Source organism: Pseudomonas sp. GL_093, from assembly GCF_057837605.1.
Genome location: NZ_CM174448.1, coordinates 2,146,923 through 2,170,473, shown reverse-complemented (window position 1 = coordinate 2,170,473; position 23,551 = coordinate 2,146,923). Strand labels below are relative to the sequence as shown.

16 protein-coding genes are annotated in these 23,551 nt (G+C 60.2%); 11 read left to right on the top strand and 5 right to left on the bottom strand.

The annotated features are described in order from the left end of the window. Window positions 1-175 precede the first annotated feature (175 nt). From xdhA to guaD, 4 genes are all read left to right on the top strand, one after another. Window positions 176-1,630: a xanthine dehydrogenase small subunit gene (xdhA, locus tag AC3IUE_RS09785; RefSeq protein WP_489267015.1), complete on the top strand. Its 1,455-nt coding sequence runs from the start codon at window positions 176-178 to the stop codon at window positions 1,628-1,630. Continuing rightward, window positions 1,623-4,022, top strand: coding sequence for a xanthine dehydrogenase molybdopterin binding subunit (gene xdhB / locus AC3IUE_RS09780; protein WP_489267013.1), 2,400 nt, complete (start codon window positions 1,623-1,625; stop codon window positions 4,020-4,022). Before xdhA ends, xdhB begins: the two co-directional genes overlap by 8 nt. 117 nt (window positions 4,023-4,139) lie before the next feature. After that, window positions 4,140-4,985, top strand: coding sequence for a xanthine dehydrogenase accessory protein XdhC (gene xdhC / locus AC3IUE_RS09775; RefSeq protein ID WP_283183738.1), 846 nt, complete (start codon window positions 4,140-4,142; stop codon window positions 4,983-4,985). An 8-nt stretch (window positions 4,986-4,993) separates the two neighbouring features. After that, window positions 4,994-6,298 carry a guanine deaminase gene (gene guaD / locus AC3IUE_RS09770; RefSeq protein ID WP_415770336.1) on the top strand — a complete coding sequence of 435 codons (1,305 nt, stop codon included), beginning with the start codon at window positions 4,994-4,996 and terminating at the stop codon, window positions 6,296-6,298. A 181-nt stretch (window positions 6,299-6,479) separates the two neighbouring features. On the opposite strand, the gene AC3IUE_RS09765 is transcribed toward guaD, so the two are convergent. Next, window positions 6,480-7,244, bottom strand: coding sequence for a GntR family transcriptional regulator (locus AC3IUE_RS09765; RefSeq protein WP_046047886.1), 765 nt, complete (start codon window positions 7,242-7,244; stop codon window positions 6,480-6,482). Window positions 7,245-7,471: 227 nt separating this feature from the next. Here AC3IUE_RS09765 and AC3IUE_RS09760 point away from each other — a divergent pair, with 227 nt between their 5' ends. Then, window positions 7,472-8,662, top strand: a complete 1,191-nt coding sequence (locus AC3IUE_RS09760; RefSeq protein ID WP_489267010.1) for a benzoate/H(+) symporter BenE family transporter — start codon at window positions 7,472-7,474, stop codon at window positions 8,660-8,662. A gap of 143 nt (window positions 8,663-8,805) precedes the next feature. On the opposite strand, the gene AC3IUE_RS09755 is transcribed toward AC3IUE_RS09760, so the two are convergent. Beyond that, a complete protein-coding gene (locus tag AC3IUE_RS09755) occupies window positions 8,806-9,150 on the bottom strand; it encodes a YggL family protein (protein ID WP_007896965.1) in 345 nt (114 codons plus the stop codon). A 234-nt stretch (window positions 9,151-9,384) separates the two neighbouring features. Between AC3IUE_RS09755 and dacB the strand changes: the two genes are divergently transcribed. Next, window positions 9,385-10,845, top strand: a complete 1,461-nt coding sequence (gene dacB / locus AC3IUE_RS09750) for a D-alanyl-D-alanine carboxypeptidase/D-alanyl-D-alanine endopeptidase (protein ID WP_489267007.1) — start codon at window positions 9,385-9,387, stop codon at window positions 10,843-10,845. Window positions 10,846-10,979: 134 nt separating this feature from the next. Here dacB and AC3IUE_RS09745 read toward each other — a convergent pair whose 3' ends face one another. Together AC3IUE_RS09745 and rlmKL are read right to left on the bottom strand one after the other, a co-directional pair. Then, window positions 10,980-13,379, bottom strand: a complete 2,400-nt coding sequence (locus tag AC3IUE_RS09745) for a sensor domain-containing diguanylate cyclase (RefSeq protein WP_489267005.1) — start codon at window positions 13,377-13,379, stop codon at window positions 10,980-10,982. 142 nt (window positions 13,380-13,521) lie between these two features. Continuing rightward, entirely contained in the window at window positions 13,522-15,798 is a 2,277-nt protein-coding gene (gene rlmKL / locus AC3IUE_RS09740) for a bifunctional 23S rRNA (guanine(2069)-N(7))-methyltransferase RlmK/23S rRNA (guanine(2445)-N(2))-methyltransferase RlmL (RefSeq protein WP_489267003.1), read from the bottom strand. A 531-nt stretch (window positions 15,799-16,329) separates the two neighbouring features. On the opposite strand from rlmKL, the gene rmf reads away from it, so the two are divergent. After that, entirely contained in the window at window positions 16,330-16,545 is a 216-nt protein-coding gene (gene rmf / locus AC3IUE_RS09735) for a ribosome modulation factor (protein WP_003223300.1), read from the top strand. Between the two features lie 284 nt (window positions 16,546-16,829). Here the strand turns inward: rmf and AC3IUE_RS09730 are convergent, their stop codons facing one another. Further along, window positions 16,830-17,849, bottom strand: a complete 1,020-nt coding sequence (locus AC3IUE_RS09730) for a quinone-dependent dihydroorotate dehydrogenase (RefSeq protein ID WP_461997564.1) — start codon at window positions 17,847-17,849, stop codon at window positions 16,830-16,832. 229 nt (window positions 17,850-18,078) lie between these two features. Here AC3IUE_RS09730 and AC3IUE_RS09725 point away from each other — a divergent pair, with 229 nt between their 5' ends. From AC3IUE_RS09725 to AC3IUE_RS09710, 4 genes are all read left to right on the top strand, one after another. After that, window positions 18,079-19,290 carry a CmpA/NrtA family ABC transporter substrate-binding protein gene (locus AC3IUE_RS09725; RefSeq protein WP_489267000.1) on the top strand — a complete coding sequence of 404 codons (1,212 nt, stop codon included), beginning with the start codon at window positions 18,079-18,081 and terminating at the stop codon, window positions 19,288-19,290. 15 nt (window positions 19,291-19,305) lie between these two features. Next, window positions 19,306-19,881: an ANTAR domain-containing response regulator gene (locus tag AC3IUE_RS09720; protein ID WP_008146285.1), complete on the top strand. Its 576-nt coding sequence runs from the start codon at window positions 19,306-19,308 to the stop codon at window positions 19,879-19,881. 340 nt (window positions 19,882-20,221) lie between these two features. Continuing rightward, window positions 20,222-21,433 carry a nitrate/nitrite transporter gene (locus AC3IUE_RS09715; protein WP_046047894.1) on the top strand — a complete coding sequence of 404 codons (1,212 nt, stop codon included), beginning with the start codon at window positions 20,222-20,224 and terminating at the stop codon, window positions 21,431-21,433. Window positions 21,434-21,440: 7 nt separating this feature from the next. Then, window positions 21,441-23,111 carry a bifunctional protein-serine/threonine kinase/phosphatase gene (locus AC3IUE_RS09710; RefSeq protein ID WP_489266997.1) on the top strand — a complete coding sequence of 557 codons (1,671 nt, stop codon included), beginning with the start codon at window positions 21,441-21,443 and terminating at the stop codon, window positions 23,109-23,111. The last annotated feature ends 440 nt before the right edge of the window (window positions 23,112-23,551 follow it).

Sequence of the window (23,551 nt, the reverse complement as noted above, 5' to 3'; positions counted from 1 at the left end):
ACGAATCCAGCAAAAAGCAGGCTATCCCGTGAGGGTCAATAATAAAGGAACGAGTCGTTGATCGACAAAATGCTATTTCCTGACCTTTAAGTCAGAAAATCATTGACCACAAAGTCAGACCTGATAAATTCGGTTCAAGTCGGTTAACAACAATAATGAGTCTGCGAGGCCTTCCGTGATCCAGTTTTTACTTAACCAGGAACTCCGTAGCGAGCACGCCCTGGACCCAAACCTGACCGTGCTCAATTATCTGCGCGACCATGTGGGCAAACCCGGCACCAAAGAAGGCTGCGCCAGCGGTGACTGCGGCGCGTGCACCGTGGTGGTTGGCGAGCTGCAAACGGATGACGATGGCCGCGAACACATTCGCTATCGCAGCCTCAACTCGTGCCTGACGTTCGTTTCGTCTCTGCACGGCAAACAATTGATCAGCGTTGAAGACCTCAAGCACCAAGGCGAGCTGCACAGCGTGCAAAAAGCCATGGTCGAGTGCCACGGTTCGCAATGCGGCTTCTGCACCCCGGGCTTCGTGATGTCGCTGTTCGCGCTGCAAAAGAACAGCGATCAACCGGATGCTCATAAAGCTCACGAAGCGCTGGCCGGCAACCTTTGCCGCTGCACCGGCTATCGACCGATTCTGGCTGCCGCCGAACAATCCTGCTGCGACAAGCAAACGGACCAGTTCGACGCCCGTGAAGCCGACACCATCGCTCGCCTGAAAGCCATCGCACCTACCGACATCGGCGAACTCAACAGTGGCGACAAGCGCTGCCTGGTGCCGCTGACCGTCGCCGATCTGGCTGACCTCTATGACGCTTATCCACAGGCTCGCCTGCTGGCCGGCGGTACGGATCTGGCGCTGGAAGTCACGCAGTTCCACCGCACCCTGCCGGTGATGATCTACGTCGGCAACGTCGCCGAGATGAAGCGCATCGAACGTTTTGATGATCGCCTGGAAATCGGCGCCGCCACCGCCCTCTCCGATTGCTACGAGGCCTTGAAAGCCGAGTACCCGGACTTCGGCGAATTGCTGCAGCGGTTCGCTTCGTTGCAGATCCGCAACCAGGGCACCCTCGGCGGCAACATCGGCAATGCTTCGCCGATCGGTGACTCCCCGCCCCTGCTGATTGCACTCGGCGCGCAGATTGTCCTGTGCAAAGGCGACATCCGCCGCACGATGGCGCTGGAAGATTACTTCATCGACTACCGGGTCACCGCGCGTCAGGAAAGCGAGTTCATCGAAAAGATCATCGTGCCTCGCGCCAGCGCCGAACAACTGTTCCGCGCCTACAAAGTGTCGAAACGTCTGGACGATGACATTTCCGCCGTCTGCGCCGCGTTCAACCTGCGCATCGACAACGGCGTGATCGCCGATGCCCGCGTCGCCTTCGGCGGCATGGCTGCAATCCCGAAACGCGCAAAAAATTGTGAAGCCGTTCTGCTCGGCGCCACCTGGAACAACGACACCGTCGAACGCGCCTGTGCTGCGCTGGCCGAAGATTTCACGCCGCTCTCGGACTTCCGTGCCAGCAAGGAATACCGCCTGCTCAGCGCCCAGAACCTGTTGCGTAAATACTTCATCGAACTGCAAACACCGCACATCGAGACTCGGGTGACCGCTTATGTCTAATCATCACGCCGTAGAGAAGACCCAGGCCGAATTGGCTGAACTGTTCGCCAAGGACCTGACCACCGGTGTCGGCCGCAGCGTCAAGCACGACAGCGCCGCCAAGCACGTGTCCGGTGAAGCGCAGTACATCGACGACCGTCTGGAGTTTCCAAACCAGTTGCACGTTTACGCACGGCTGTCGGACCGCGCCCACGCGAAAATCATCAGCATCGACACCCAGCCTTGTTACGCCTTCGAAGGCGTGCGCATCGCCATCACCCACAAAGACGTGCCGGGCCTGAAAGACATCGGCCCACTGATGCCGGGCGATCCGTTACTGGCCATCGATGACGTCCAGTTCGTCGGTCAAGTGGTGCTCGCCGTTGCGGCGAAGGACCTGGAAACCGCACGTAAAGCCGCCATGGCCGCGATCATCGAATACGAAGATCTGGAGCCGGTGCTGGACGTGGTTGAAGCGCTGCGCAAACGCCACTTTGTGCTCGATAGCCACACGCATCAGCGCGGTGATTCGGCCGGCGCTTTGGCCACCGCCGAACACCGCATTCAAGGCACATTGCACATCGGCGGCCAGGAACACTTCTATCTGGAAACCCAGATCTCTTCGGTGATGCCAACCGAAGACGGCGGGATGATCGTCTACTGCTCGACGCAGAACCCCACCGAAGTACAGAAGCTTGTAGCCGAAGTGCTGGACGTATCGATGAACAAGATCGTCGTCGACATGCGCCGCATGGGCGGTGGTTTCGGCGGCAAGGAAACCCAGGCCGCGAGCCCGGCGTGCCTGTGCGCAGTGATCGCGCACCTCACCGGCCAGCCGACAAAAATGCGCCTGCCGCGCGTCGAAGACATGCTGATGACCGGCAAGCGTCACCCGTTCTACGTCGAGTACGACGTCGGCTTCGACAGCACCGGTCGGCTGCACGGCATTGCCTTGGAACTGGCCGGTAACTGCGGTTGCTCGCCGGACTTGTCGGCGTCGATTGTCGACCGTGCGATGTTCCACGCTGACAACTCGTACTACCTGGGTGACGCGACCATCAACGGTCATCGCTGCAAGACCAATACCGCGTCGAACACCGCTTACCGTGGTTTCGGCGGCCCGCAAGGCATGGTCGCTATCGAAGAAGTGATGGACGCCATCGCCCGCCATCTGGCCCTCGATCCGCTGGCGGTGCGCAAGGCCAACTACTACGGCAAGACCGAGCGCAACGTCACCCATTACTACCAGACCGTCGAGCACAACATGCTCGAGGAAATGACCGCCGAGCTCGAAGAAAGCAGCCAGTACGCCGAGCGCCGCGAAGCGATTCGTCGCTACAACGCCAACAGCCCGATCCTGAAAAAAGGCCTGGCGCTGACCCCGGTGAAATTCGGTATTTCCTTCACTGCCAGCTTCCTCAACCAGGCCGGTGCGCTGATCCACATTTACACCGACGGCAGCATCCACCTGAACCATGGCGGCACCGAAATGGGCCAGGGCCTGAACACCAAAGTCGCGCAGGTCGTGGCCGAAGTGTTCCAGGTGGAAATGGACCGCGTGCAGATCACCGCAACCAACACCGACAAGGTCCCGAACACCTCGCCAACCGCGGCTTCCAGTGGTGCCGACCTGAACGGTAAAGCCGCGCAGAATGCGGCGGAAATCATCAAGAAACGTTTGGTTGAATTTGCCGCGCGGCAGTACAAGGTCAGCGAAGAAGACGTGGAATTCCACAACGGTCACGTGCGGGTTCGCGATCACATCCTGACCTTCGAAGCGCTGATCCAGCAGGCGTATTTCGCTCAGGTTTCGCTGTCGAGCACCGGGTTCTACAAAACCCCGAAAATCTTCTACGACCGTAGCCAGGCGCGTGGTCGGCCGTTCTACTACTACGCCTTCGGCGCAGCGTGCTGCGAGGTGATCATCGACACCCTCACCGGCGAGTACAAAATGCTGCGCACCGACATCCTCCACGACGTCGGCGACTCACTGAACCCGGCGATCGACATCGGTCAGGTCGAGGGTGGTTTCATCCAGGGCATGGGCTGGCTGACCATGGAAGAACTGGTGTGGAACAACAAGGGCAAACTGATGACCAATGGCCCGGCCAGCTACAAGATCCCGGCGGTGGCAGACATGCCGTTGGACCTGCGGGTGAAACTGGTGGAAAACCGCAAGAACCCGGAAGACACGGTGTTCCATTCCAAGGCCGTGGGCGAGCCGCCGTTCATGCTGGGTATCGCGTCGTGGTGTGCGATCAAGGACGCTGTGGCGAGCCTTGGCGACTACAAGCATCAACCGAAAATCGACGCACCGGCGACCCCGGAGCGGGTGTTGTGGGGCTGTGAGCAGATGCGGCAGTTGAAGGTGGCGAAGGCTGTGGAAGCCGAGGCTGAGTTGGCTTCGCTCTAGACCGCGGCGCGGCCATTCGCGAGCAGGCTCGCTCCCACAGGGGAATGCATTCCAAATGTGGGAGCGAGCCTGCTCGCGAAGAGGCCCGAACAGACAACAGAGATGTTGAGGTGAAACATGTACAACTGGATCGACGCCCTCGCCGACCTGCAATCCCAGGGTGAACCCTGCGTGTTGGTGACCATCATCGAAGAGCTCGGCTCGACACCGCGCAATGCCGGTTCGAAAATGGTCATCAGCGCCAGCCAGACCTTCGACACCATCGGTGGCGGGCATCTGGAATACAAGGCCATGCAGATCGGCCGCGAGATGCTGGCCAGTGGCAAGCAGGACACGCACCTTGAGCGCTTCAGCCTCGGCGCCAGCCTGGGTCAGTGCTGCGGCGGCGTGACCGTGTTGCTGTTCGAACCGATGGGCCAGGTCCAGGCGCAGATCGCCGTGTTCGGTGCCGGCCACGTCGGCCGGGCGCTGGTGCCGCTGCTCGCCAGCCTGCCCTGCCGGGTGCGCTGGATCGACTCGCGGGATGCGGAGTTCCCTGAACAGATCCCCCACGGCGTCCGTAAAATCGTCGCCGAAGAACCGGTGGACGAAATCGATGACCTGCCCGCCGGCAGCTACTGCATCGTCATGACGCACAACCACCAGCTCGACCTCGAACTCACCGCCGCGATCCTCAAGCGCAACGACTTCGCCTACTTCGGCCTGATCGGTTCGAAGACCAAACGAGTGAAGTTCGAACACCGCTTGCGCGACCGTGGTTTCGACAGCGCCGTGCTGCAACGCATGCGCTGCCCGATGGGCATCGGCGAAGTCAAAGGCAAGTTGCCTGTGGAAATCGCCATCTCCATCGCCGGCGAAATCATCGCCACCTATAACGCCAATTTCGGCCAGCACACCGCCAGCGCCGGATCATCGATCGCCAAACTGCTGCCTGCTTCACGCCGCAGCCAAGCCACGAATTGAGAAATTTTATGCCACTGACTCGCAAAGCCTACCGCGCCGCCATTCTGCACAGCATCGCTGATCCTGCCGAAGTCGGTATTGAAGCCTCGTATGAGTATTTCGAAGATGGCCTGCTAGTGGTTGATAACGGCCAGATCAGCGCCCTTGGTCACGCCAGCGACTTGCTGCCGACCCTGCCGGCTGACATCGAGATCACCCATTATCAGGATGCGCTGATCACCCCGGGCTTCATCGACACCCACATTCACCTGCCGCAAACCGGCATGGTCGGCGCCTACGGCGAGCAACTGCTGGACTGGCTCAACACCTACACCTTCCCGTGCGAAAGCCAGTTCGCCGACAAGGCTCACGCGGATGAAGTCGCGGGCATTTTCATCAAGGAACTGCTGCGCAACGGCACCACCACCGCGCTGGTGTTTGGCAGCGTGCACCCGCAGTCGGTGAACTCGTTCTTCGAGGCCGCCGAACAGCTGGACCTGCGGATGATCGCCGGCAAGGTGATGATGGACCGCAACGCGCCGGACTACCTGACCGACACCGCCGAATCCAGCTATGTCGAAAGCAAGGCGCTGATCGAGCGCTGGCACGGCAAGGGCCGTTTGCACTACGCGGTCACCCCGCGCTTCGCCCCGACCAGCACCCCGGAACAGCTGACCCTCGCGGGTCAGTTGCTCAGCGAATTCCCTGACCTGTACATGCAGACCCACATCAGCGAAAACCTCAAGGAAGTCGAGTGGGTCAAGGCGCTGTTCCCGGAACGCAAGGGCTACCTGGACGTCTACGACCATTACAAGCTGCTCGGCGAGCGCTCGGTATTCGCCCACGGCGTGCACCTGTGCGATGACGAGTGTGCGCGGCTGGCGGAAACCGGCTCGGCGATTGCCTTCTGCCCGACGTCGAACTTCTTCCTCGGCAGCGGGTTGTTCAACCTGCCGATGGCCGAGAAGCACAAGTTGAATGTCGGCCTCGGTACGGACGTCGGTGGCGGCACCAGTTTCTCGCTGCTGCAAACATTGAACGAAGCGTACAAGGTCATGCAGATGCAAGGCGCACGGTTGAGCCCGTTCAAGTCGCTGTACCTGGCCACCCTCGGTGGTGCGCGTGCGCTGCGTCTGGAAGACAAGATTGGCACCCTGCAACCGGGCACTGATGCGGACTTCCTGGTGCTGGACTACAACGCCACGCCGCTGCTCAGCTATCGCTTGAAGCAGGCCAATAACATTGCCGAGACGTTGTTTGTGTTAATGACGCTGGGGGATGACCGGACCGTGTTGCAGACGTATGCGGCGGGGAATCAGGTGCATCAGCGCTAGGTTTTTCCGGGCATAAAAAAATCCCCCGCAGCTTTACAGCCCGGGGGATTTTTATTGCCTGTCAGATTGCTATCGCGAGCAGGCTCGCTCCCACAGTAGATCTCTAGTGGACACAGGATTTTCATTCAACACAAATCCAATGTGGGAGTGAGCCTGCTCGCGATGGGCGCGACTCGGTCTATCAGAGCTTCGCGACTGGCCGCCCTGGCTTCTTGGTCTGCAACAAATGCGAGAACACCGCATGCAAATCATCCGACGCGCTTTCTTCGTCGAGGTTGAGTTTGCTGTCGATGTGATCCATGTGATGCATCATCAGGTCCACCGCCAGCTCAGCGTTGCGCGCTTCGATGGCGTCGATCAGCTGGGTGTGCTCGTCGTAGGAACAGTGGGAGCGATTACCGCTTTCATACTGGGCAATGATCAACGACGTCTGGGACACCAGGCTGCGCTGGAAGCTGATCAGCGGCGCGTTTTTCGCTGCTTCAGCCAACTTCAAGTGGAACTCGCCCGACAGACGAATACCGGCGCCGCGATCGCCACGGGAGAAGCTGTCACGCTCGTCGTTGACCATCTGGCGCAACTCGGCAATCTGCTCGGCAGTGGCGTGCTGCACCGCCAATTCAGTGATCGCTCGCTCCACCAGACGCCGGGCCATGAACACCTGGCGCGCCTCTTCGACACTTGGGCTGGCGACGACAGCGCCACGATTCGGACGCAGCAGCACGACGCCTTCATGGGCCAGACGCGAGAGCGCGCGGCGAATGATGGTGCGACTGACCCCGAAAATTTCCCCCAGCGCTTCTTCGCTCAACTTGGTGCCGGGCGCCAGACGCTGTTCGAGGATGGCCTCGAAGATATGCGCGTAGACAATATCGTCCTGGGTACCGCTGCGGCCGGCTTTGCCTGCTCGCGGTTGTTTCTTTAGGGGTTGCAACTGTTCGTTCATGGGCACTCGAGTCGGAAGAACTGCGGCGAATTGACCGTGACTGTAATACGGCACAGTGGGTCGCTGGCAAGTATCGCGTAAAAAACACCGCGATTGTACACAATGGAGGGTGGCAACACGACTGTACGGCTGTTTGTCACTTCCGCTGTATTGCAACGACTGGTTACTTTTGAGTTTAGGCTTGAACCCGGGTTTTACCTTTCAAAAGTATAAGGAACACCGCTGTCATGAACGACGCCACGCACACGCAACTCCGCCCTTTGGCCGATACGTCGCCTTCTGCGATCGTTGCCGGCTTCATCGCGATGATGACCGGTTACACCAGCTCGCTGGTCCTGATGTTCCAGGCCGGGCAAGCGGCGGGTCTGACCAGCGGGCAGATTTCCTCGTGGATCTGGGCGATCTCGATTGGCATGGCGGTGTGCTCGATCGGCCTGTCTTTGCGTTATCGCACACCGATCACCATTGCCTGGTCGACCCCCGGCGCGGCGTTGCTGATTACCAGCCTGGGCGGCGTGACCTACGGCGAAGCCATCGGCGCCTACATTACCTGCGCGATCCTGGTGACCATTTGTGGTTTGACCGGCAGCTTCGAACGGCTGGTGAAAAAGATTCCGGCGTCATTGGCCGCCGCCCTGCTGGCGGGGATTCTGTTCAAGATCGGCAGCGAAATCTTCGTCGCCGCGCAGCATCGCACCGCATTGGTACTGGGGATGTTCTTCACTTATCTGGTGGTCAAACGCCTGTCGCCGCGTTATGCGGTACTCGCCGCGCTGTTGATCGGCACGGCACTGTCGGGATTCATGGGCCTGCTGGATTTCAGTGGCTTCCACCTGGAAGTGGCAACGCCGGTCTGGACCACGCCGCACTTCTCCCTGGCCGCGACCATCAGCATCGGCATTCCGCTGTTTGTCGTGGCAATGACCTCGCAGAACATGCCCGGCATCGCCGTGCTGCGCGCCGACGGTTACACCGTGCCGGCCTCGCCGCTGATCACCACCACTGGCATCGCTTCGTTGCTGTTGGCGCCGTTCGGTTCCCACGGGATCAACCTGGCGGCTATCAGCGCGGCGATTTGCACCGGGCCGCATGCCCATGAAGATCGCAACAAGCGCTACACGGCGGCCGTCTGGTGCGGGATTTTCTACGGGATTGCCGGGGTGTTCGGCGCGACACTGGCGGCGCTGTTTGCCGCGCTGCCGAAAGAGTTGGTGCTGTCGATTGCGGCACTGGCGCTGTTCGGCTCGATCATCAATGGCTTGAGCATCGCCATGAACGAAGTGAAGGAACGTGAAGCGGCGCTGATTACCTTTATGGTGACCGCGTCGGGGCTGACGCTGTTTTCCATCGGTTCGGCGTTCTGGGGGATTGTGGCGGGGGTGTTGACGCTGGTGATTCTGAACTGGCGTAAAAGCTAAAAGCTCGCAGCCTCGTTTCACTCGACAGCTGCTACATGGATCGCATTGCCCTGTAGCAGCTGTCGAGTGAAACGAGGCTGCGAGCTCTTGATCTTCCGGACATAAAAAAACGGCGACCCTTGGGTCGCCGTTTTTTTACAACATCAAGCTACCGGATTGATCGGCTTTTCCGGGTACCAGACGTCGATCAGCGGGCTGACGGTTGCTTCGGTCAGTTCGCTGCGGCCTTTGAGCCAGGCTTCAACAGCGGCACGCTGCTCTTCGGACACCGAGCCACGCTTCTGCAGGCAAACCAGACCGAAGTCGTCGCCGCCAACATAACCCAGACCGTTGGCTTCCATGGCTTCTTTCAGGAACGCGTCGAGGAAAGCATCAATGGCTTCATCAGCCAAATCTTCTTTGAAATCCAGGTTCAGTTCGAAACCCAGCTCTTGAAATTCATCGACGCACAGTTTTTTGCGCAGACGCTGGGAACGGTTAGTCGCCATTGGAACAATCCTCATAAGTAATAACGGGCGGCACTTTAGCAGTTTAAGGCGCCGATTGCCCGTCTCTCTGGGTTGCAGGCCCTACCGTCGGTAAAAAAATAGCGGATTAGAGGACCAGGGTAAGGCACAAGCCGCTACACCTTGGGGCATAATGCCGACACTTTCATGACCGCTGAGGGAATTTATCTTCATGCCCTCGTCTTTTTTCCCCTCGGCTGTAGGGTTTTATTTCACATGATCAAATCTTTGCGTCCATTGCTACTGGCCGGTTTTATGCTCCCGCTGGCCTTCTCTGTTTCCGCCGCTCCGATCAACACCTCGCTGTCGCCCAACGTTGAAAAAGCCCTCAAGGCCAGCAAGATGCAGGACAACGCCCTGTCACTGGTGATGATCCCGCTCACCGGCCCTGGCACCCCGACGATTTTCAACGCTGACGTCTCCGTCAATCCGGCCTCGACCATGAAACTGGTCACCACCTATGCGGCGCTGGAAATGCTCGGCCCGAACCACCAGTGGAAAACCGAGTTTTACACCGACGGCACGCTCAGCGGCGGCATCCTCAACGGTAACCTCTACCTCAAGGGTGGCGGTGATCCGAAGCTGAACATGGAAAAACTCTGGTTACTGATGCGTGACCTGCGCGCCAACGGTGTGACGCAAATCACTGGCGATCTGGTGCTGGATCGCAGCTTCTTCGTACAACCGCAATTGCCGCAGTTCAACGACGACGGCAATGACGACAACAAACCGTTCCTGGTAAAACCCGATTCGCTGATGGTCAACCTCAAGGCCCTGCGCTTTGTGGCGCGTAACGACAACGGCCGGGTGCTGGTGTCGGTGGAACCGCCGATTGCCACCATTCGCATCGAAAACCAGGTCAAAGCCGTCAATTCCAAGCAATGCACCGGTGGCGTGCGTTACAACCCGGTGACCCAGGCCGATGGCAGCGTTACCGTGACGGTCGGCGGCCAGCTGGGCGAGGGTTGCAGCTCCCAGACTTACCTGTCGCTGCTCGACCACGCGACCTACACCGCGGGTGCAGTGCGAGCGATCTGGAAGGAACTGGGCGGCAGCATTCAGGGCGTGGACCGTCTGGCGCCAACGCCTAAAGATGCCAAGGTACTGGCTCGGGCCTTTTCGCCGGACCTGGCGGAAATCATCCGCGACATCAACAAATACAGTAACAACACCATGGCCCAGCAGCTGTTCCTGAGCCTGGGTGCGCAGTTCCGCACCGAGGCCGACGGTGACGATGCCAAGGCTGCCCAGCGTGTCGTGCGTCAGTGGCTGGCGAAGAAAGGCATCACCGCGCCGCACCTGGTGATGGAGAACGGTTCCGGCCTGTCCCGTGCCGAACGTGTGAGTGCGCGTGAAATGGCCGGCATGCTGCAAGCGGCCTGGAAAAGCCCGTATTCGGCCGAGTTCATCAGTTCGATGCCGATTGCCGGCACCGACGGCACCATGCGCAAACGCCTGAAGACCACTGCGATGCGCGGTGAAGCGCACATCAAAACCGGCACCTTGAATACGGTGCGGGCGATTGCCGGTTTCAGCCGCGACATCAACGGCAATACCTGGGCGGTAGTGGCGATCCTCAACGACAAGGCACCGTTTGGCGCTTCGTCGGTGTTGGATCAGGTACTGCTGGACCTGTATCGCCAGCCAAAACTGCCGGAAACGGCTTCGGTGCTCTAACCCGACCTTCCAAACACTGGAGATCAAATGTGGGAGCGAGCTTGCTCGCGATAGCGGTGTGACAGTCGACATCAATATCGAATGTCAGGGCCTCATCGCGAGCAAGCTCGCTCCCACAGGGGCCGCATGGAGGGTTAGTTCATCTCTCCTTCTACCCGATCCCGCCCGGCCAGTTTCGCCGCATACACCCCCGAATCCGCCCGCAGCAGCAGCGCATCCGCGCCCTCCCCGACTCGCCAACTGGCAATCCCGAAACTGGCGGTCACGGTCCCGACGCCTTCGATCGGCGAACTGCGCAACCCTTGCCACAGCTGCAAGGCCAAGACATGGGCATGCTCGCCGTTGATATCCGGGCAGAGCACCATGAACTCCTCGCCACCCAGGCGACAGAACACGTCGGTGCGCCGCAGCCGATGGCCGATGCGTTCGCACACGATCTGCAACACCCGATCGCCGACCGCGTGACCATGCTGGTCATTGATGCGTTTGAAGTGGTCGATATCGAGCATGATCACCGACAGTTCGCCGCCACCGCGTTCGACCCGGACCATTTCGGTGGTCAGGCGTTCCTGGAAATAGCGGCGGTTGTGGATCCCGGTCAGAGAGTCGGTGATCGATAGCGCCCGCAGTTCTTCTTCCACCCGTTTCAAGTCGGAGATGTCCGAGACATAGCCGTGCCAGAGCACGCCGCCACCGGGCAATTCCTCCGGCGTCGCTTCGCCACGAACCCAACGCAGGCCGCGCAGGGGCAGCTGCACGCGGTATTCCTCGCGCCAAGGGCTGAGGGTGTCCGCCGACGCCCGGATCGAAGCGCGGACCCGAGTGGTGTCCTGCGGATGAATCCGCGTGAAAATCGCTTCGGCGTTGAACAACAGCACATCCGGTTCAAGTTCGTAGATCTCGCGAATACCGTCGCTGGCGTAGATCACGCTGAAGCGCCCATCGAACTCCATCTTGAATTGGTAGATCCCGCCGGGCACATGGGCGCTGAGTTTCTTCAACAACAGGTCCCGTGCCGCCAGGGCCTCGTGGACCCGCTTGCGTTCAGTGATGTCGATACAGATCGCCAGGTGCCCGACCCACAAGCCTTGCTCGTCGAGGACCGGGGTCGCCAGCATGTTCACCGTCAAATGGCTGCCGTCGCTGCGCAGCAGCGTCCATTCCCGCGCTTCGTGACCGCCCTCCTCGCCGCCCTCGACCAACATCGCCTGACAGGTCGGAATCGGTTTGCCATAACGCGTGCTCAACTCCGCCGAACGTGCCAGGAGCTCTCGGGGCAAGTGCAGGTTTTCCAGGGTCATGTGGCCCACCACCTCGGTGCTGGTGTAACCGAGCATTTGTTCGGCACCGGCATTAAAGGTGCTGATAACCCCGCGCAGGTCAGTGGCGATGATTGCCACTTGGGTCGCGGCATTCAGCACGCCGCGCAACTGGCCATGGGTGCCGCGCAACTCCTGCTCACGGGCGCGCAGTTCCTGGGTCCGTTGCTCGACCATTTTCAGCGCCCGTTGACGCTGACTGACCAGCACATACAGCAAGGCACTGAGCAACAGACTGAGCAAGCCGCCCAGCACCACCAGGGTGGTCACCGAAGAATGATTGGCTTGCAGGAAGGCATCGCTGGGCTGAATGTCGACTTGATAGTCATGGTCGGCAAGCCGCAACAGCCGGGTCGCGGACAACTCACTGGGCGCCGGCGTGTTGGGGGACTCATAAAGCACTTCGTGCTGATCGTCTGTGGATAAGTCGAGAATGCGCACCGAAAGATAGTCACGGCCAGCCTCCGGCAGCCCGTCCGCGAGCAACTGATGCATGCTGATCACAGCCATGACATAACCGTACGATTTCACCCCCGCCGTAGCCGGACTATTGCGCAGCAACACCGGTGCGACCAGCAGCACGCCGCGGGCATAGGCCGGTTCGATACTGACCAGATGCATCGGTTGCGATACCGCCATGCCGCCGAGCTGATCGGCCCGTTCAAGGGTGGAACGGCGCAAGGGTTGAGCCCACAGGTCGTAGCCCAGCGGCGAACCCAGTTTGCTTTGGGTCTGGCTATACAGCACCGCCACGTACTCATCCCGTTCGGCCGCCAGTTGCAGTTGGCCGTCGGCATTGAGTTCGCGCAGGGTGAACTCGGGTAAACCCTCTGCACGCACCTGGCGTTCAAATTCCGCCCGTTCGGCACCGGTTACCCGCTTGGCGAAGGAATAGGCCTGAGTCCGGTGCAGCAGCGGTTGGGTGTAACCGTCGAACTCCGCGCGGGAGACCGAATCGGAATTGGCAAAGAACCGGCGCAGGCCATCGAGGCGCTGCTCCTGATCTTCAAAGCGTTCTTCGATACGGCTGTAACGTTCACTGGCCAGCAGTTGGAAACGTTGCCGCAATTGATGCTGGAACAGATTCAGCGTCGACCACGCCAGCAATCCCGTGAGAATCCCGCCGACAACCAATACCAGCAATGCGACCAGCCAGGCCGAGACATCTTCACTGATAAAACCCAGGATCTTCGGGCGCACGGCGTGCAACGACATAGACGCAACTCAAAACGCCAGGTGCGGGAAAGCCCATTGGCCATGCGTTGAGTTATAGCTATTAGCCATCAATTTGACCAGCACAGAAAGAAGCCAAGAGCCTTTAAAAATCAAGGCTCTGTGGATCCAATCCGTTCAAGTGTCAGCGAGCCGTGATTTTCCAGGCACGGTGGATTTTGCCATTACGGGCGAAATCCGGATCGATGGTCTGGGCGGTGATTTCCTCGACCGCATAACGCTCGGCAAGGTTTTCCTCGAGCTGGAACTTGCGGAAGTTGTTGGAGAAGTACAACACGCCGCCCGGGGCCAGACGCGCCATGGCCAGGTCGATCAATTGCACCTGGTCACGCTGCACGTCGAAGATCCCTTCCATGCGCTTGGAGTTGGAGAACGTCGGCGGATCGATGAAGATCAGGTCGTATTCGTCACGGCAGGCGTCGAGCCAGGCCATCACGTCGCCCTGCTCCAGACGGTTCTTCTCGGAGAAACCGTTCAGCGACAGGTTGCGACGCGCCCAGTCCAGATAGGTTTTCGACAGGTCGACGCTGGTGGTGCTGCGCGCGCCGCCCTTGGCTGCGTGAACACTGGCGGTTGCGGTGTAGCTATACAGGTTGAGGAAGCGCTTGCCGGCCGCCTCTTTCTGGATCCGCATGCGCATTGGTCGGTGATCGAGGAACAGCCCGGTGTCGAGGTAATCCGTGAGGTTCACCAGCAGCTTCACGCCACCTTCGTTGACCTCGACGAACTTGCCCTGTGCCGCTTGGCGTTCGTACTGCTTGGTGCCGCTCTGACGCTCGCGACGCTTGACCACCACGCGGCTCTTGTCGATGTTCAGGGCCTGCGGAATGGCGGCCAGGGCATCGAACATGCGCGCCGAGGCTTTTTCCGGATCGATGGATTTCGGCGCGGCGTATTCCTGGACGTGGACCCAATCCTGATACAGGTCGATGGCCATGGAATATTCCGGCATGTCGGCATCGTAGACGCGGTAGCAGTCGATGCCTTCACGCTTGACCCACTTGCCGAGGGCCTTGAGGTTCTTTTGCAGACGGTTGGCAAACATCTGCCCGCCTTCGCTCAAGCGCGGCTGCTCGATCACTACCGGTGCCGGTTTGATCGGGTTGCCGTTCTTGTTGTACTTCTCGTACTTGCCGGGTGCTACGTCGTTGTCTGCGACTTCGACTTCGGCTTGAACTTGTTCACGCTCGACCTGACGCTGTTCCGGGGTGCGACGTTCGCCGGTGACGAACTGGTCTGGAGTGACTTTGATCAGCAGCAACTTGCACGGCAACGCGCCGTTCCAGAACGAATACTGTTTGTGGCTGCGGATGCCCATGCGCTTGCCCAGGTCCGGGGCGCCAGTGAATACCGCGGCTTCCCAGTTCAAGCAAGCCTGACGCAGACGTTCGCCGAGGTTCTGGTAGAGATAGAGCAAGCTCGCCTCGTCACCCAGACGTTCGCCGTACGGTGGGTTGCAGATCACCAGGCCTTTCTGGTTCTGGTCCGGACGTGGCTCGAACGTCCCGACTTCGCCCTGGTAGATCTTGATCCACTCGCTCAGGCCGGCACGTTCAACGTTGTTGCGGCCCGGTTGAATCAGGCGCGGATCGGCTTCGTAACCGCGAATCCACAGCGGTGGCTTGGCCAGACCGGCCGCGCAACGCTCAGTGGCTTCTTCGTGAAGCTTTTTCCACAGCGCCGGGACGTGACCGAGCCAGGCCGTGAAACCCCACTGCTCGCGACGCAGGTTCGGCGCCATATCGGCGGCGATCATCGCGGCTTCGACGAGGAACGTACCGACACCGCACATCGGGTCAGCCAGCGCGCCGCCGTCGGCCGCAATGCGTGGCCAGCCGGAACGGATCAGGATTGCGGCCGCGAGGTTTTCCTTCAGCGGCGCCGCACCCTGCTGCAAGCGATAGCCGCGCTGGTGCAGGCTGTGGCCGGAGAGGTCGAGGGACAGAATCGCTTCGCCACGGTCCAGGCGCAGGTGAATGCGCAGGTCCGGGTTGAGCTTGTCGATGGACGGACGATCGCCCTGCGGCGTGCGCAGTTTGTCGACGATGGCGTCTTTGACCTTCAAGGCGCCGAAGTGGGTGTTGTCGATGCCCGAGCCGTGACCGCTGAACTCAACGGCCAGGGTGCCATCGTTGAGCATGTGGTCTTGCCACTCGATATCCAGCACGCCGTGATAAAGGTCTTCGGCGTCTTTCATCGGGAAACGCTTGAGCACCAGCAGCACCCGGTTCGCCAGACGCGACCACAGGCACAGGCGATAAGCGGTTTCCATGGTGGCCATGCCGCGCACGGCAGAGGTGTGCTCACGCGCTTCCTCAAGGCCAAGCCCGATGGCTTCCTCGATGAGCAGGCCTTCAAGGCCTTTGGGGCAAGTGAGGAAGAGTTCGAAACGATCGGACATGGTAATTCCAGAGCCTTTAGCTAAGTGAACCGGCAACGCATTGCCGGCCCGGTTTTCAATCAGGCGCTTTTCTAAAAGAGCGCCCGCGTGGCACGAAGGTGTGCCGTCCCACCCCTGCAAGCTCGGGTTAAAAGAGCTTAGATGCAAAGACAGATAAAAAAGTTGATGCAACAAAATGTCATAAGTCGACCCTTCGTCGAATAGTCCCCCTATTCAACAGGAGGCATTCTCATTAAAGGATTAACCCCATCATGCAGCGCGGGGCTGATCATACCGGGGTTTTGCCAATAAACACGGGACAACATCGTGTTACTTATCGCCATACCATCTTTATCGTTACGTCCTTATGACAAAACGATCATTCCCTCGATGTGACGCATTGGTTAGAACTCAATACAGGTTGACGCCGCAATGACGTCAACACCTTGGCTCGCGACGCCGGCAGCGAGCCCCCAACGGCAGGAGTTTTTCTGCCAGACCTCGATTGAGGTCGACGCGATAAATACAGTCAACAAGTGAGGGCAACACCCTATGAGAAGACTTAAGCGTGATCCGTTGGAAAGAGCATTTTTGCGCGGATATCAATATGGCGTTGGTGGCAAATCCCGTGAGCTTTGCCCATTTACTCTACCGTCGGTACGCCAAGCCTGGATTAACGGCTGGCGAGAAGGACGCGGCGACAACTGGGACGGTATGACCGGCACTGCGGGAATCCATAGACTCAACGAACTTCACGCCGTCGGCTAACACAGGGCACACACTCCGACACGACAACCTGATTACGTAACGACTTACCACGCACGCCCCATCCGGGCGGCGGGCTTCGGCCCAGGGGCTCCTTCGAGGAGCCCTTTTTTATGCCAACTACCCACACATTCCCCTGTAGCAGCTGCCGAGCCTGCGAGGCTGCGTTCGGCTGCGAAGCAGTCGTGAGACCAGACACCGCGGTCTTACCGACACACCATGCATGCAGGGTTTACGACGGCTTCGCCGCCGAACGCAGCCTCGCGGTGCTCGGCAGCTGCTACAAGTCAGCGTAAGGCGGCGATGGCGTCTACGGATTCACGAATCAGCGCCGGGCCTTTATAGATGAAGCCGGAATAGAGCTGCACCAGGCTGGCACCTGCAGCGATTTTCTCAGCCGCGTGCTTGCCTTCGGTGATACCGCCCACGGCGATGATCGGCAAGCGACCGGCCAACTCGGCCGCCAGCACCTTCACGGTGTGGGTGCTCTTGTCACGAACCGGTGCGCCGGACAAACCGCCCGCCTCGTCACCATGTTCCATGCCTTCTACGCCGACGCGGCTCAGGGTGGTGTTGGTGGCGATCACCGCGTCCATCCCGGTTTCGATCAGCGCTTGCGCGACCTGAGCGGTTTCTTCGTCGGTCATGTCCGGCGCAATCTTGATCGCCAGGGGTACATGTTTGCCGTGGCGCAGCGCCAGTTCTGCGCGGCGCGTGGCCAGGTCGGCCAACAACTGCTTCAGCGAATCGCCGAATTGCAGGCTGCGCAGGCCCGGGGTGTTCGGCGAGCTGACGTTGACCGTCACGTAGCTGGCGTGGGCATAGACCTTGTCCAGGCAGATCAGGTAGTCGTCGACCGCCCGCTCAACCGGGGTATCGAAGTTTTTGCCGATATTGATGCCCAGCACGCCCTTGAACTTGGCCGCCGCCACTCGAGCCAGCAGGTGATCGACGCCGAGGTTGTTGAACCCCATGCGGTTGATGATCGCCTCGGCATCCGGCAGACGGAAAATGCGTGGCTTCGGGTTGCCCGGCTGCGGACGCGGAGTGATGGTGCCGATTTCGACAAAACCAAAACCCAATTGCGCAAAACCGTCGATGGCCGCGCCGTTCTTGTCCAGACCGGCCGCCAGACCCACCGGGTTCGGGAACTCGAGGCCCATGACGGTCACCGGCATTTTCGCCGGTGCCTTGCACAGCAAGCCGTTGAGGCCCAAACGCCCGCCCGCGCCGATCAGGTCCAGGGACAGATCGTGGGAGGTTTCCGGGGAAAGTTTGAACAACAGCTGACGGGCCAGGGTGTACATGGGCGGGTTTGACTCTGGGCTACGAAAAGTGGCGGCGATTATAGCCGGGCATCGGGGTTGCAGGCGAGGCGCGCGACAAAATCAGCGAGCGATGGCATATGCCTTGCACCATCACTGACATCAGCACTCATGCCAACGGCGGGATGAGTCGAAAGACAAAGGCGTCGTCACTTGGCCTTGCCCTGGCAAGCAGCCCGGTACGGCGCTTTTTTATGGAAGGTGTTTACTGATGATTGAAGTTCCAGCCAACCCTCTGGCCTGGGTCAACGGCAGCGATGCCCCGGAAAAGACCGAAATCAACCTCGGTTTCATGGCCCTGAGTGACTGCGCCTCCGTGGTGGTCGCGGCCACGCAGGGCTTCGCCCAACCTTATGGCCTGACCCTGAACCTCAAGCGCCAGTCGTCCTGGGCCAACCTGCGGGACAAACTGGTCAGTGGCGAACTCGACGCCGCGCACAGCCTGTACGGTTTGATCTACGCCGTGCATTTGGGCATCGGCGGTGTCGCGTCGACCGACATGGCGGTGCTCATGGGCCTGAATCAGAATGGCCAGAGCATCAACCTCTCCCATGGCTTGCAGGCGCTGGGCGTGACCAGTCCTGAAGCACTTGACCGGCACGTGCACCAAAGTCGCCCAAAACTCACCTTCGCCCAGACATTTCCTACGGGCACCCACGCCATGTGGCTGTATTACTGGCTCGCGAGTCAGGGCATCCACCCGTTGCAGGACGTCGACAGCGTGGTCGTGCCGCCGCCACAAATGGTTGCGCACCTGCAAGCCGGGCGCATCGATGGCTTCTGCGTCGGCGAGCCATGGTCCGCCAGTGCGGTGCAGCAAAACTTGGGGTTCACGATGGCCACCACGCAGACCATCTGGCCCGATCACCCGGAAAAAGTCCTCGGCTGCACCCGCGCCTTTGTCGAGCAATACCCCAACACCGCACGGGCGCTGGTGATGGCGATTCTGGAGGCCAGCCGCTTCATCGAGGAAAGTACCGAAAATCGCCGTAGCACCGCGAAGCTGTTGAGCGCACCCGAATACCTCGACGCGCCACTCGACTGCATCGAACCGCGATTGCTCGGTGACTACGCCGATGGCCTGGGTAATCGCTGGCAAGACCCGCACGCGCTGCGTTTCCATGGTGGTGGCGAGGTCAACTTGCCGTATCTGTCCGATGGCATGTGGTTCATGACCCAATTCCGCCGTTGGGGTTTGTTGCGCGACGACCCGGACTACCTCGGCGTGGCCCGGCAGGTCCAGCAACTAGACTTGTATCGAGAGGCCGCCACCGCTGTCGGTGTGGCCGCGAGTGATCAGCCAATGCGCAGCAGCCAGTTGATCGACGGCAAGGTCTGGGATGGCCAGGACCCCGCCGGCTATGCCCGCAGTTTCAAACTGCACGCCATGAGCGACAGCTCGCCCCTTCTCGCCAGCCGCTGACAGGAGACTGCGAATATGTTGCGTATCCTGCTGATCAACGACACCGCGAAGAAAGTCGGTCGCCTGAAAGCGGCCCTGACCGAAGCCGGGTTCGAGGTGATTGACGAGTCGGGCCTGACCATCGACCTGCCCGCGCGCGTCGAAACAGTGCGTCCGGACGTGATTTTGATCGATACCGAGTCACCGAGCCGCGATGTGATGGAACAAGTGGTGCTGGTGAGCCGCGATCAACCGCGGCCGATCGTGATGTTTACTGACGAACATGACCCCGATGTGATGCGTCAGGCGATCAAGTCCGGCGTCAGTGCCTACATCGTCGAAGGCATCCACGCACAGCGCTTGCAGCCGATTCTCGACGTGGCCATGGCGCGTTTTGAAAGCGACCAGGCCTTGCGCGCCCAGCTCAACGCCCGCGACCAGCAACTGGCCGAGCGCAAGCGCATCGAGCTGGCCAAAGGGCTGCTGATGAAAATGAAGGACTGCAACGAGGAAGAGGCCTACACCCTGATGCGCCGCCAGGCCATGAGCCGGCAGCAGAAGCTGATTCAGGTGGCGGAGCAGATCATCGCCATGAGTGAATTGCTCGGTTGAACCTCTGTGTCGCCTGATAGGACGCCATCGCGAGCAAGCTCGCTCCCACAAGGGAATTGCGTCGAACACAAATCAAGTGTGGGAGCGAGCTTGCTCGCGATTGGCCGCACACGGTTTCACCTGTTGGCACAGATCTCGCTAGGTAATCGCTACAGGTAACCAACGGCGGTTGCCCCACCTACGACAAAGACGTCGCTCACCTCATTTGCCCTTTGGCGAATCCGGTGGCGGCGTTTTTTTGTTTTGGCCCCACAGACCGGGGCCGGTGGTGCGGCCGATGCGGCGCCCCACCTGCAAGCTCATGACTCCTTCTCGAGACTCCTAACAGCTGAGGTGCGCGATGAATTCAAGCTTCTGGAAATCTGGCCATACCCCGACATTGTTCGCGGCCTTCCTCTATTTCGACCTGAGTTTCATGGTCTGGTACCTGCTTGGCCCACTGGCGGTGCAGATCGCCGCCGACCTGCACCTGACCACCCAGCAGCGTGGGCTGGTGGTGGCCACGCCGATTCTGGCCGGGGCGGTATTGCGCTTTGTAATGGGCTTGCTGGCTGATCGCCTGTCACCGAAAACCGCCGGGCTGATTGGCCAGGTAATCGTCATCTGCGCACTGTTCGGCGCCTGGAAACTCGGCATTCACAGTTACGAACAAGCGCTGGTGCTGGGCCTATTCCTCGGTATGGCCGGCGCGTCCTTCGCCGTTGCCCTGCCGCTGGCCTCGCAATGGTATCCACCCCAGCACCAAGGCAAAGCCATGGGCATCGCCGGTGCCGGTAACTCGGGCACCGTGCTCGCCGCACTGATCGCCCCGGTGCTGGCGGCTGCGTTTGGCTGGAGCAACGTGTTCGGCTTCGCCCTGATCCCGCTGATCCTGACCATCATCGTCTTCGCCTGGCTGGCCAAAAACGCCCCTGAGCGGCCGAAAGCCAAGTCCGTGTCCGACTACTTCAAGGCCCTGGGCGACCGCGACAGCTGGTGGTTCATGTTTTTCTACAGCGTGACCTTCGGCGGCTTCATCGGCCTGGCCAGCGCCCTGCCCGGCTATTTCAACGACCAATATGGCCTCAGCCCGGTGACCGCTGGTTACTACACCGCAGCCTGCGTGTTCGGTGGCAGCTTGATGCGTCCGTTGGGCGGCGCTCTGGCTGACCGCTTCGGTGGCATTCGCACCCTCTTGGGGATGTACACAGTGGCGGCGGTCTGCATCGCTGCGGTGGGTTTCAATCTGCCGAGTTCCTACGCGGCTCTGGCACTTTTCGTCTGCACCATGCTCGGTTTGGGTGCCGGTAACGGCGCCGTTTTCCAATTGGTGCCGCAGCGTTTTCGTCGCGAGATCGGTGTGATGACCGGTTTGATCGGCATGGCCGGCGGTATTGGCGGTTTTGCACTAGCAGCGGGCATGGGCGCGATCAAGCAAAGCACCGGCAGCTATCAACTGGCCTTGTGGTTGTTCGCCAGCCTTGGCGTTCTGGCCTGGTTCGGTCTGCACGGCGTGAAACGTCGCTGGAGAACCACGTGGGGTTCGGCAGCCGTGACCGCTGCTCGGGTCTGAAGCCTCAATGAGCCTGCAACTGAGTTTTGCCGAAGCGAGCGCCATCGGCCCTCGCGAGGAGAATCAGGACGCCCTGCGCCTGGTGACTCCGGCCCCGGCGCTGGCGGCGAGCAAGGGTTACCTGTTCGCCATCGCCGATGGCGTCAGTCAGTGCGCCGACGGTGGTCTCGCCGCCCGCTCGACGTTGCAGGCTCTGGCGCTGGATTACTACGCCACGCCGGAAACCTGGGGCGTCGCGCAGGCATTGGATCGCCTGCTGCTGGCACAAAATCGCTGGTTGCAGGCCAATGGCGGTGGGCAACCATTGCTCACCACTGTCAGTGCTTTGGTCATGCGCGGTAGGCGTTTTACCTTGGCCCATGTCGGCGATTGCCGGGTTTATCGCTGGCACGCCGACACTTTGCAGCGGGTCAGCGAGGATCACGTCTGGGACCAACCAGGCATGCAGCATGTGCTCAAGCGAGCACTGGGGCTCGATCAGCATTTGGTGCTGGATTTTCTCGATGGCGAACTGCGGCTGAACGAAAGTTTTGTATTACTCAGCGATGGTATTTGGGCCGTGCTGGGCGACACCGCGATTGCGGCAATTCTGCGCGATCAACCGGATCTCAACAGCGCTGCGCAGACCTTGGTCAGTGCGGCGCATCTGGCCGGCAGCCAGGACAACGCCAGCGCCTTGCTGGTGCGGGTCGATGCCCTCGGTGAAACGAGCATCGGCGATGCGTTGATTCATTTGCAGCAATGGCCACTGCCGCCAGCCTTGAAACCAGGCCAGACTTTCGAGGGTTGGCAGGTCGAAGGGATACTCGGTCAGAGCCAGCAGTCATTGCTCTATCGGGTACGCGATGGGCAACAACAACCCTGGCTGCTGAAAACCTTGCCCGGTGCGCTGCGCGACGATCACCTCGCAGGGCAGGCGTTGCTGTCGGAAGAATGGTTTCTCAAGCGCGTGGCCGGGCGACACTTCCCTGAAGTCCATGCCGCCAGTCAGCGTCAGCATTTGTACTACGTGATGCGGGAATATTCCGGATCTACCTTGGCGGAACTGCACGCAGATGTCGGACCGCTGCCTCTGCCCCAATGGCTGGATCTGGCCGAACGCCTGCTGCGGGCCGTTGGCATACTGCATCGACGACAGATTCTCCATCGCGACATCAAACCGGAGAACCTGCTGCTGGGGGACGACGGCGAATTACGCCTACTGGACTTCGGTCTCGCCTACTGCCCTGGCCTGTCCGAAGACCAGCCTTCTGCCCTGCCCGGAACGCCCAGCTATATCGCACCGGAAGCCTTTCGCGGGGACGCACCGACACCGCAACAAGATTTGTATGCCGTCGGCGTGACCCTGTATTTCCTGCTCACCGGGCATTATCCCTACGGCGAAATCGAAGCCTTCCAGCGCCCACGGTTCGGGGTTTCTGTCAGCGCCAGTCGCTATCGACCCGACCTGCCGGAATGGATTGCGCAAAGTCTGGAGCGCGCCGTGGCGGCGGATCCGGGTCAGCGCTTTGAAACGGCGGAAGAATGGTTGCTGCTGTTGGAACAGGGCGAGCGACGCAGTTTGAGCGTGCGGCCCAGACCGCTGCTGGAGCGCGAACCGCTGAAGGTCTGGCGGACCTTGGCGCTGGTGTCGTTGTTGGTGAATCTGGTACTGCTGTTTTTAGTATTTCACGGCTAACACCGATCCCTTGTAGCAGCTGGCGAAGCCTGCGTTCGGCTGCGAAGCAGCCGTGAAATCAGGCAACTCGGTTTTTCAGATACACCACGAGTACCGCATTTACGACTGCTTCGCAGCCGAACGCAGGCTTCGCCAGCTGCTACAGAGACCGCGCCAATTGCGGGCAACGTGCATTGATTCGGTGCAAAAACATCCGAATCAAATGGCGAGACTGCGACTAAACCCAGCAAATAAGGGGCGATGAAGAACTTGGCACAACCACTGCATTACATCTTTCAACTTACATAAAGCCCAGCCTTCAACGACGAAGGATGCGCTTCCCGAGAGAACGGGACCAGGACAAAGGCGTCCTCGCTAGGCAACTAGCGGGACGCCTTTTTTTGTTTGCGCAAATTTTGTCGAGCAAGACCTGAAAGCCCTGATGAGGCGGGTCCGAGCTC

Excerpts from the sequence above, each read along its gene's own strand:
- dacB (WP_489267007.1), top strand. The coding sequence starts at position 9,385 with ATGATCAAATCTTTGCGTCCATTGCTACTGGCCGGTTTTATGCTCCCG.
- AC3IUE_RS09710 (WP_489266997.1), top strand. The coding sequence starts at position 21,441 with ATGAGCCTGCAACTGAGTTTTGCCGAAGCGAGCGCCATCGGCCCTCGC.
- rlmKL (WP_489267003.1), bottom strand. The coding sequence starts at position 15,798 with ATGTCCGATCGTTTCGAACTCTTCCTCACTTGCCCCAAAGGCCTTGAA.
- AC3IUE_RS09755 (WP_007896965.1), bottom strand. The coding sequence starts at position 9,150 with ATGGCGACTAACCGTTCCCAGCGTCTGCGCAAAAAACTGTGCGTCGAT.
- AC3IUE_RS09760 (WP_489267010.1), top strand. The coding sequence starts at position 7,472 with ATGAACGACGCCACGCACACGCAACTCCGCCCTTTGGCCGATACGTCG.
- AC3IUE_RS09765 (WP_046047886.1), bottom strand. The coding sequence starts at position 7,244 with ATGAACGAACAGTTGCAACCCCTAAAGAAACAACCGCGAGCAGGCAAA.
- AC3IUE_RS09730 (WP_461997564.1), bottom strand. The coding sequence starts at position 17,849 with ATGTACACCCTGGCCCGTCAGCTGTTGTTCAAACTTTCCCCGGAAACC.
- AC3IUE_RS09745 (WP_489267005.1), bottom strand. The coding sequence starts at position 13,379 with ATGTCGTTGCACGCCGTGCGCCCGAAGATCCTGGGTTTTATCAGTGAA.
- AC3IUE_RS09720 (WP_008146285.1), top strand. The coding sequence starts at position 19,306 with ATGTTGCGTATCCTGCTGATCAACGACACCGCGAAGAAAGTCGGTCGC.
- AC3IUE_RS09725 (WP_489267000.1), top strand. The coding sequence starts at position 18,079 with ATGATTGAAGTTCCAGCCAACCCTCTGGCCTGGGTCAACGGCAGCGAT.
- rmf (WP_003223300.1), top strand. The coding sequence starts at position 16,330 with ATGAGAAGACTTAAGCGTGATCCGTTGGAAAGAGCATTTTTGCGCGGA.
- AC3IUE_RS09715 (WP_046047894.1), top strand. The coding sequence starts at position 20,222 with ATGAATTCAAGCTTCTGGAAATCTGGCCATACCCCGACATTGTTCGCG.
- xdhC (WP_283183738.1), top strand. The coding sequence starts at position 4,140 with ATGTACAACTGGATCGACGCCCTCGCCGACCTGCAATCCCAGGGTGAA.
- guaD (WP_415770336.1), top strand. The coding sequence starts at position 4,994 with ATGCCACTGACTCGCAAAGCCTACCGCGCCGCCATTCTGCACAGCATC.
- xdhB (WP_489267013.1), top strand. The coding sequence starts at position 1,623 with ATGTCTAATCATCACGCCGTAGAGAAGACCCAGGCCGAATTGGCTGAA.